This window comes from Streptomyces griseoflavus, assembly GCF_014649995.1.
GTDB lineage: Bacteria > Actinomycetota > Actinomycetes > Streptomycetales > Streptomycetaceae > Streptomyces > Streptomyces griseoflavus.
The window spans coordinates 209,556-216,813 of the sequence record NZ_BMUC01000010.1; the positions used below are offsets into that span (position 1 = coordinate 209,556).

A 7,258-nucleotide genomic window follows, 5' to 3' on the forward strand; every position below is an offset into this window, starting at 1 on the left:
GAGTGGACACCACGTACTACGACCACGGAACGCCGGCCGAGCGCTGGGAGCGCGCCGGGATGTTCTTCGACGCCAAGGACTACACCGCCGCCGCGCGCGTCCTGGACACCCTGGTCGAGGAGGTGCCGGAGCAGACGGGGCCGCGGCTGCTGCTGGCGCGCGCCTACTACCACTCGGCCCAACTGCGGCGCGCGGAAGCCGAGCTGAAGGTGATCGTGGAGCGCGACCCGGTGGAGCACTACGCCCGGCTGATGCTCGGGCGCACGCTCCAGCGGCAGGGACGCGACGACGAGGCCCGGCCGCACCTGCGCATCGCCGCCGCGCTGGGCGGCGAGTTCGGCGAGGAGTAGCCCGCCACCGGGTGGCCCGGTCCCGTTTCGGGGACCGGGCCACCCGCACGAGGGGCCGGTGTCGTCGCACCGGCACCGTCGCGCGGCCGTCACCGCACCGCCGGGCCGCCCCCGTACGTGCGCCGGCCACGCCGGTGGGCGATCTCCCCGAGCACGATGTCGACGGCGAGGAACAGTGCCAGGGGAATGCCGAGCAGGGGGACGAAGTAGCCGAGGACGGCGATCAGCGCCAGCAGCGGGACGAGGACGTACGGCGGCACCTGCTGCCAGGCCCCCCGCGGTACGGGCCGTCCGAAGGCGGAGCCGCGGCCGCGCCGCCACCACATGCGGTAGCCCCACAGGATGAGCAGGATCAGGGCCGAGGCGAGCGCCATCAGCGCGATCTGGTTGGGCAGGCCGAACAGGCTGCCGGTGTGCAGGTCGATGCCCCAGCGGCTCAGCTTGGCGAGGACCGGGTGGTCGGCGAAGCGCAGGACGTCGGTGACCTGGCCGGTGCCGGGGTCGACGGCCACCGAGTCCTGCTTCACCGGCCAGCTGCGCTGGATCTGCTTCACGACGTACGCGGAGCTCGCGTCGGCGGGCGGCACGATCTCCACCGGGTCGCCCAGACCCTCGGCGCGTGCGGCCGCGAGCACCTGGTCCAGGCCCACGCCGTGCGCCGCGTCGCCCGCGGGACCGGCGGCCGCTCCGTGGCCCGCGTGTTCACCGCCCGCCGCCGCCGACACCGAGGGGGTCTCCTGGCCGAGGGAGGTGCGCAGGTCGGCGATGTTCGCGCCGGCGTAGGTGGACCAGGTGAGTCCGGTCGCCGAGAGGAAGACGAAGCCGATCGCGGCCCAGGCACCCACGCTGCCGTGCAGACCCAGCGTGCGGCGCCGTCCGGTGGTGCCGCGCACCGTGCGCAGGGCACGGCGGCGGGAGAACCACAGCACCAGGCCGCCGCCCGCGATCACCCACAGCCAGCTGGCCGCGAACTCGCTGTAGAGACGGCCGGTCTCACCGAGGTGGAGATCGCGGTGGAACTCGTCGATCCAGGTCCGCAGGGGCAACGCGCCCGTGGAGCCGTACTGTTCCAGCGCGCCGCGCACCTCCGCGGTGTAGGGGTCGACGAACACGGCCAGGGTGTGGGCGGGGTCGACGCCCGGTATCCCGGACAGCATCACCCTGGTGGTGGCGTCCTTCCCGGGTGAGGGGCGCACGGCGGCGATCGTGCCGCCGGGGTGCGCCTCGCGTGCGGCGGCGACCTGTTCGGAGACGGGCAGCGCGCGCTCGCCGACGGGGACGGTCAGCTCGTGGTCGTAGACGATCTTCTCGGCCTGGAAGGAGGCGGCGTAGAGCAGGCCGGTGAGGGCGGCGACGAGGAGGAACGGCGCCACCACCACGCCCGCGTAGAAGTGCAGGCGCAGGACCAGGGGGCGCAGGGTGGCCCACGTGCTCTTCGCGGGCGCGGGGGCGGGCGGTCGGGGGGCCTCGTCCGTGGTGGCCGAGGGAGCGGTGGTCATCGGTGGGGTTCTCCCGGGGGCGTCTGAGCGGGCATGGCGGTGCAGTAGTCGAGCAGGCGGCACGTCGAGTTCCCGGGAAGGAGATGTGACCTGCGCCACAGACGGCGGGCGTGCGATGCTGACGGCATGGAAATTCCGGACCGTCGCGCACCCTTGGCCGAGCGGGTCGAGCAACTGCTCGCCACGGAAGGGCCGTTGCCCATCGTCGCGGCCGGTGACCCGGTACTGCGGGGCGGGACCGAGCCGTACGACGGCCAGTTGGGGCCCACCCTGCTGGCCCGGTTCGTGGAGGCGCTGCGCGTCACCATGCACGCGGCGCCGGGTGTCGGGCTGGCGGCGCCGCAGGTGGGGGTGGCGCTGCGGATCGCGGTGATCGAGGATCCCGCGCCCGTTCCGGAGGAGGTGCGCCTGGTGCGCGGCAGGGATCCCCAGCCGTTCCGGGTGCTGGTCAATCCGGCGTACGAGCCGGCCGGCACCGGGCTGGCCGCGTTCTTCGAGGGGTGTCTGAGCGTCCCGGGGTACCAGGCGGTGGTGGCGCGGGCCGCACGGGTGCGGCTGACCGGGCAGGACGAGCACGGGCGGGCGCTGGACGAGGTGTTCGACGGCTGGCCCGCCCGGATCGTCCAGCACGAGACGGACCACCTCGACGGCACCCTGTACCTGGACCGGGCCGAACCGCGCTCACTCTCCACCCATCAGGCCGCGGCGGAGCACTGGGCGCAGCCCACGCCGGAGCGGGCGGCGCGGGTACTGGGCTTCGACCTGCCCTAGGCCCGCCCCCGGGGCCGGTTCCCGGTGGATCTCGGCGGCGTACGGCGCGCCGCCGGCCCACGCGCCTGCGCGGGCCGGTTCACGCGTCCCGGTACGCCTCCAGCAGACGCAGCCACACCTCACTGATCGTCGGGAACGACGGGACCGCGTGCCACAGGCGGTCGACCGGGACCCGGCCGGCCACCGCGACGGTCGCGGAGTGGATGAGTTCGCCCACACCCGGTCCGACGAGGGTGAGGCCGCGCAGGATCTCCTCCTCGAGGTCGACGACCATGCGGGCGCGCCCCTTGTAGCCGTCGACGTACAGGCTCGCGCCGGCGACGGTGGAGAGGTCGACGTCGACGGCGCGGACGCGGTGGCCCGCCCGTTCCGCCTCGGCCAGGGACAGGCCGACGGCGGCCGCCTCGGGGTCGGTGAAGACCACCTGGGGCACGGCGGCGTGGTCGGCGGTCGCGGCGTGCGCGCCCCACTCCTCCGCGTGCACGGGCTCTCCCGCCGCCCGGCGGGCGATGGCCGCGCCCGCGATCCTCGCCTGGTACTTGCCCTGGTGGGTGAGGAGGGCACGGTGGTTGGCGTCGCCGACGGCGTACAGCCAGTCGTGGCCGGTCACGCGGAGCGTGTCGTCGACGGTGAGCCAGGAACCGGGCTCCAGACCGATCGTCTCCAGGCCGATGTCGTCGGTGCGCGGGGCGCGGCCGGTGGCGAAGAGGATCTCGTCGGCCTCGATCCGGTCACCGCCGTCGGTGACCACGTGGACGGTGCCGTTCTCCCGGGTCACCGACGTCACGGAGGTGCGGGTGCGGATCTCGGCGCCGGCCTCGGTGAGCGCTTCGGCGACCAGCTCCCCGGCGAAGGGTTCCATGCGCTCCAGCAGACCCCCGCCCCGGACGAGGACGGTGACCCGCGAGCCGAGCGCCTGCCAGGCGCAGGCCATCTCGGTGGCGACGACACCGCCGCCGACCACGACGAGCCGGCCGGGCACCGACGGGGCGCTGGTGGCCTCCCGGCTGGTCCAGGGCCTGACCTCGGCGAGTCCGGGCAGGTCGGGCAGCCTGGCGCGGCTGCCGGTGCAGACGGCGACGGCGTGCCGGGCGGTGAGGACGCGTTCCTCCCCGTCGGAGCCGGTGACGGTGACGGTCCGCGGGCCGGTGAGCCGTCCGTGGCCGCGGTACAGGTCGGCTCCGGTGCCGTCCAGCCACCGGACCTGGCCGTCGTCCTTCCAGTGGGAGGCGTACTCGTCCCGGTGGGCGAGTACGGCGGCGGTGTCGAGGGGGCCCTGGGCCGCCTGTTTCAGACCGGGGGTGCGGCGGGCGTCCGCCCGGGTGATGACCGGGCGGAGCAGCGCCTTGCTGGGCGAGCACGCCCAGTAGGAGCACTCGCCGCCGACCAGTTCGCCCTCCACGACCGCGGTGGTGAGCCCGGCGGCGCGGGTACGGTCCGCGACGTTCTCGCCCACGGGCCCGGCTCCGAGCACCACGACGTCGTAGGCGGCTGCTTCCTGTCGCGTCGGTTGCGTTTCCGTCATGGCATCAGTCTGGTGGGTGGTGTGCCCCGTGACCACATGGGTAGGGGCGCGGAATACGCGACCGGCCGGCCGTGTTGTGCGGAGCCCGCCCCCCACACCAGGAAGAGGGAAACACGCCATGAGCAGCACCGTGGAGCTCACCAAGGAGAACTTCGACCAGATGGTCACGGACAACGAGTTCGTGCTGATCGACTTCTGGGCGGCCTGGTGCGGACCCTGCCGGCAGTTCGCACCCGTGTACGAGAAGGCGGCGGAGGAGAACCCGGACCTGGTGTTCGGCAAGGTGGACACCGAGGCGCAGCCGGAGCTGGCCGCGGCCTTCGGCATCCAGTCGATCCCCACGCTGATGATCGTGCGTGACCAGGTGGCCGTGTTCGCCCAGCCGGGTGCGCTTCCTGAGGCCGCGCTGACGGATGTCATCGGGCAGGCCCGGAAGCTGGACATGGACGACGTGCGCAAGCAGATCGCCGAGCAGCAGGCGCAGCAGGGTCAGGCGCCCGACGCGAGCGCCTGACGCCGCACGCGCGGGGCTCGCGCTCACGGGCAGGGCCGCGGCGCCCGCGGTGTCAGCTGGACTCGCGCCGCACGACCGACGCCCCGAGCACCTTGTGCGCCTCGGGTGCCGCGGCCGGGTCGCGCACGGCGCGGTCGACCAGCTCGGCCAGTTCACGGCCGGTCGGCAGTTCGAGGTGGACGGTGCTCAGCCGGGGCCGCAGCAGCCTGCCCAGCATCAGGTTGTCGGCGCCGAGCACGGCCGTCTCCTCGGGGATGCGGACGCCCTCGTCCTGGAGCGCGCGCATCAGCAGCATCGCGTACTCGTCGTTGTACGTGAACACGGCGTCGAGGCCGAGACCGCGCCAGCGGGCCGCGAGCCGGGCGGCGGCTCCCTCGTCGTGGGCGAGCGGCAGTTCCACGACGGTCGCGTCGGTCCCGCGCAGGGCGGCGCGCACACCGGCCAGACGGGGCGCGGAGAACGCCTCCAGGCCGGGCTCGCGCGGGACGACCACGCCGATCCTGCGGCTGCCCCGCTCCAGGAGGTGCGCGCCGGCGCTGTGACCGACCACGTCGTGGTCCATGAGCAGGGCGTGCGCCCCCTCCACGGACTCGGGGCCGAGCGTGACGACGGCCCGCGCCCCGGAGCGCTTGAGCACCTCGACGCCGCGCGGGCCGAGTCCGGAACCGGGGACCAGCACCGCCACCGGCCGCAGTTCCGCCCAGGCACGGGCGGCCTCGTCGTCGTGCAGGCCGACGGTGCCGTACTGCACGACCGTGTAGTCGAGGCGTCCCAGGGCGGCCTGGAGGTCGTTGATGAACTGGCTGTAGAGCGGGCCCACCGGGAACGCGGGCGCGGGCATCAGGACCATACGGCTGTGCCCGGCGCGCAGGCTGCGGGCCGCGGCGTGCGGCACGTAGCCGAGTTCCCTCGCGGCCTCGCGGACCCGGCGGCGGGTGGGTTCGCTGATCCGCACGGCACCGGCGTTGTTCAGGACGTAGGAGACGGTCGCGCGCGAGACGCCGGCCAGGCGGGCCACATCGGCGCTCGTGGGGACGGAGCGCGTCGGTGCGGGGGACGCGGGCGCGGGCGGGTTCGATATCTGCACCATGACGTACCGCATCCTTGCAGAAGCGGTAACGGCGCTGTGCGCCGGGTGAGTTGAGAATCCCGGCGGTGTGCGTGCCGGGTCCCTCAGTGCGCGGCGGCGGTGCCCGTGACCCGGTCGACCAGATCGGTCCACGCGGCTTCCAGCCGCTCGGGCGCCATGCCGCACTGCCGGACCAGGTGGTGGACCAGGGCGGGGTCGAGCTGGGCCATCAGCGTGTAGGCCAGGAGCTCGCAGTCCGCGTCCGGGGCCACCTCGCGCAGCAGCAGGGCGACGTGGTGGCGCAGCACCCGTCGCGGGGCCACGGTGTAGCGGCGTCCGGCGTCCGCCTCGGCGGCCAGTTGCAGTTCCAGTTCGTCCGCGGTGCGGCGGAGCATGGCGAGACCGAACGCCCGCAGCCGCTCGACCGGGGGCGCGCCCGGACCGAGCGGCGGGGGGCCGCTGAGGAATGCGGCCTGGAACTTCTTCTCGGAGTGGTCGAGCAGCGCGGTGAGCAGCCCGGTGCGGTCACCGAAGCGGCGGAAGACCGTCCCCTTGCCGACCCGGGCGGCCGCCGCGACCTCCTCCATGGTGACGCCGTCGGCCCCGCGCTCGGCGACGAGCAGCGCGGCGGCCTCCAGCAGGCGGGCGCGGTTGCGTGCGGCGTCGGCGCGCAGGCAGGGCTCGTCGGCGTCGGTGCCGAGCTGGAACAACTCCTGCGGCTCGACGGGCTCCTGGGGCTTCGGGACGGGCGGCGTCGCGGCGGACATGAAGCCAGCGTAAAGCATCGGGAAGAAACTGGACCGCGGTCCGGTTGGAGTGCTACACATGTGAAGCGGACCCCGGTCCGGATCGTTGATACCGCGTTTTCAGCCCCCCAGGAGTTTCCTCATGTCTGTTCGCATCCTCGCCCTCGTCGGCAGCCTTCGCTCCGGTTCGCACAACCGTCAGCTCGCCGAGGCCGCGGTCAAGCTCGCGCCCGCCGGCACCGACGTGGCCCTCTACGAGGGCCTGGCGGAGATCCCCTTCTACAACGAGGACCTGGACGTCGAGGGCAGCGTCCCGGCCGCCGCCGCCAAGCTGCGCGAGGCCGCCGCCGGCGCCGACGCGCTGCTGCTCTTCACCCCCGAGTACAACGGCACGATCCCGGCCGTCCTGAAGAACGCCATCGACTGGCTCTCCCGCCCGTTCGGCGCCGGCGCCATCGGCGGCAAGCCGGTCGTCGTCGTCGGCACCGCCTTCGGCCAGTACGGCGGCGTCTGGGCGCAGGACGAGGCCCGCAAGGCCGTGGGCATCGCCGGCGGCAAGGTCATCGAGGACATCAAGCTGTCCATCCCCGGCTCGGTGACCCGCTTCGCCGAGACCCACCCGGCGGACGACGCCGAGGTCACCGAGCAGCTGACCGACGTCATCAGCCGCCTGCAGCTCCTGCTCGACCAGCCGACGGCCGCCTGACCCGTCCCGGAGGGCCGCGGCACGCGGCCCGCTCCGGGCTCCCCCGCTCACGCCGCCGGCACGGCGCGGGCGGGCCCC

8 protein-coding genes are annotated in these 7,258 nt (G+C 74.1%); 4 read left to right on the forward strand and 4 right to left on the reverse strand.

Annotation, left to right across the window (positions count from 1 at the left end; all coding sequences use genetic code 11):
* Positions 1-2 precede the first annotated feature (2 nt).
* Positions 3-350, forward strand: a complete 348-nt coding sequence (locus IE172_RS21970) for a tetratricopeptide repeat protein (protein WP_190098993.1) — start codon at positions 3-5, stop codon at positions 348-350.
* Positions 351-439: 89 nt separating this feature from the next.
* Here IE172_RS21970 and IE172_RS21975 read toward each other — a convergent pair whose 3' ends face one another.
* Positions 440-1,849, reverse strand: coding sequence for a PepSY-associated TM helix domain-containing protein (locus IE172_RS21975; RefSeq protein ID WP_190098994.1), 1,410 nt, complete (start codon positions 1,847-1,849; stop codon positions 440-442).
* Positions 1,850-1,975: 126 nt separating this feature from the next.
* Here IE172_RS21975 and IE172_RS21980 point away from each other — a divergent pair, with 126 nt between their 5' ends.
* Complete coding sequence (locus IE172_RS21980) at positions 1,976-2,620, forward strand: peptide deformylase (RefSeq protein ID WP_190098995.1); 645 nt, start codon at positions 1,976-1,978, stop codon at positions 2,618-2,620.
* Positions 2,621-2,699: 79 nt separating this feature from the next.
* Here IE172_RS21980 and IE172_RS21985 read toward each other — a convergent pair whose 3' ends face one another.
* Positions 2,700-4,145, reverse strand: a complete 1,446-nt coding sequence (locus tag IE172_RS21985) for a dihydrolipoyl dehydrogenase family protein (protein WP_190098996.1) — start codon at positions 4,143-4,145, stop codon at positions 2,700-2,702.
* A gap of 118 nt (positions 4,146-4,263) precedes the next feature.
* On the opposite strand from IE172_RS21985, the gene trxA reads away from it, so the two are divergent.
* Positions 4,264-4,659 carry a thioredoxin gene (gene trxA, locus IE172_RS21990; protein WP_189556291.1) on the forward strand — a complete coding sequence of 132 codons (396 nt, stop codon included), beginning with the start codon at positions 4,264-4,266 and terminating at the stop codon, positions 4,657-4,659.
* A gap of 52 nt (positions 4,660-4,711) precedes the next feature.
* On the opposite strand, the gene IE172_RS21995 is transcribed toward trxA, so the two are convergent.
* Positions 4,712-5,749, reverse strand: a complete 1,038-nt coding sequence (locus IE172_RS21995; protein WP_229886261.1) for a LacI family DNA-binding transcriptional regulator — start codon at positions 5,747-5,749, stop codon at positions 4,712-4,714.
* Positions 5,750-5,832: 83 nt separating this feature from the next.
* Positions 5,833-6,495, reverse strand: a complete 663-nt coding sequence (locus IE172_RS22000) for a TetR/AcrR family transcriptional regulator (RefSeq protein WP_190098998.1) — start codon at positions 6,493-6,495, stop codon at positions 5,833-5,835.
* A gap of 121 nt (positions 6,496-6,616) precedes the next feature.
* Between IE172_RS22000 and IE172_RS22005 the strand changes: the two genes are divergently transcribed.
* Complete coding sequence (locus IE172_RS22005; RefSeq protein ID WP_190098999.1) at positions 6,617-7,180, forward strand: NADPH-dependent FMN reductase; 564 nt, start codon at positions 6,617-6,619, stop codon at positions 7,178-7,180.
* The last annotated feature ends 78 nt before the right edge of the window (positions 7,181-7,258 follow it).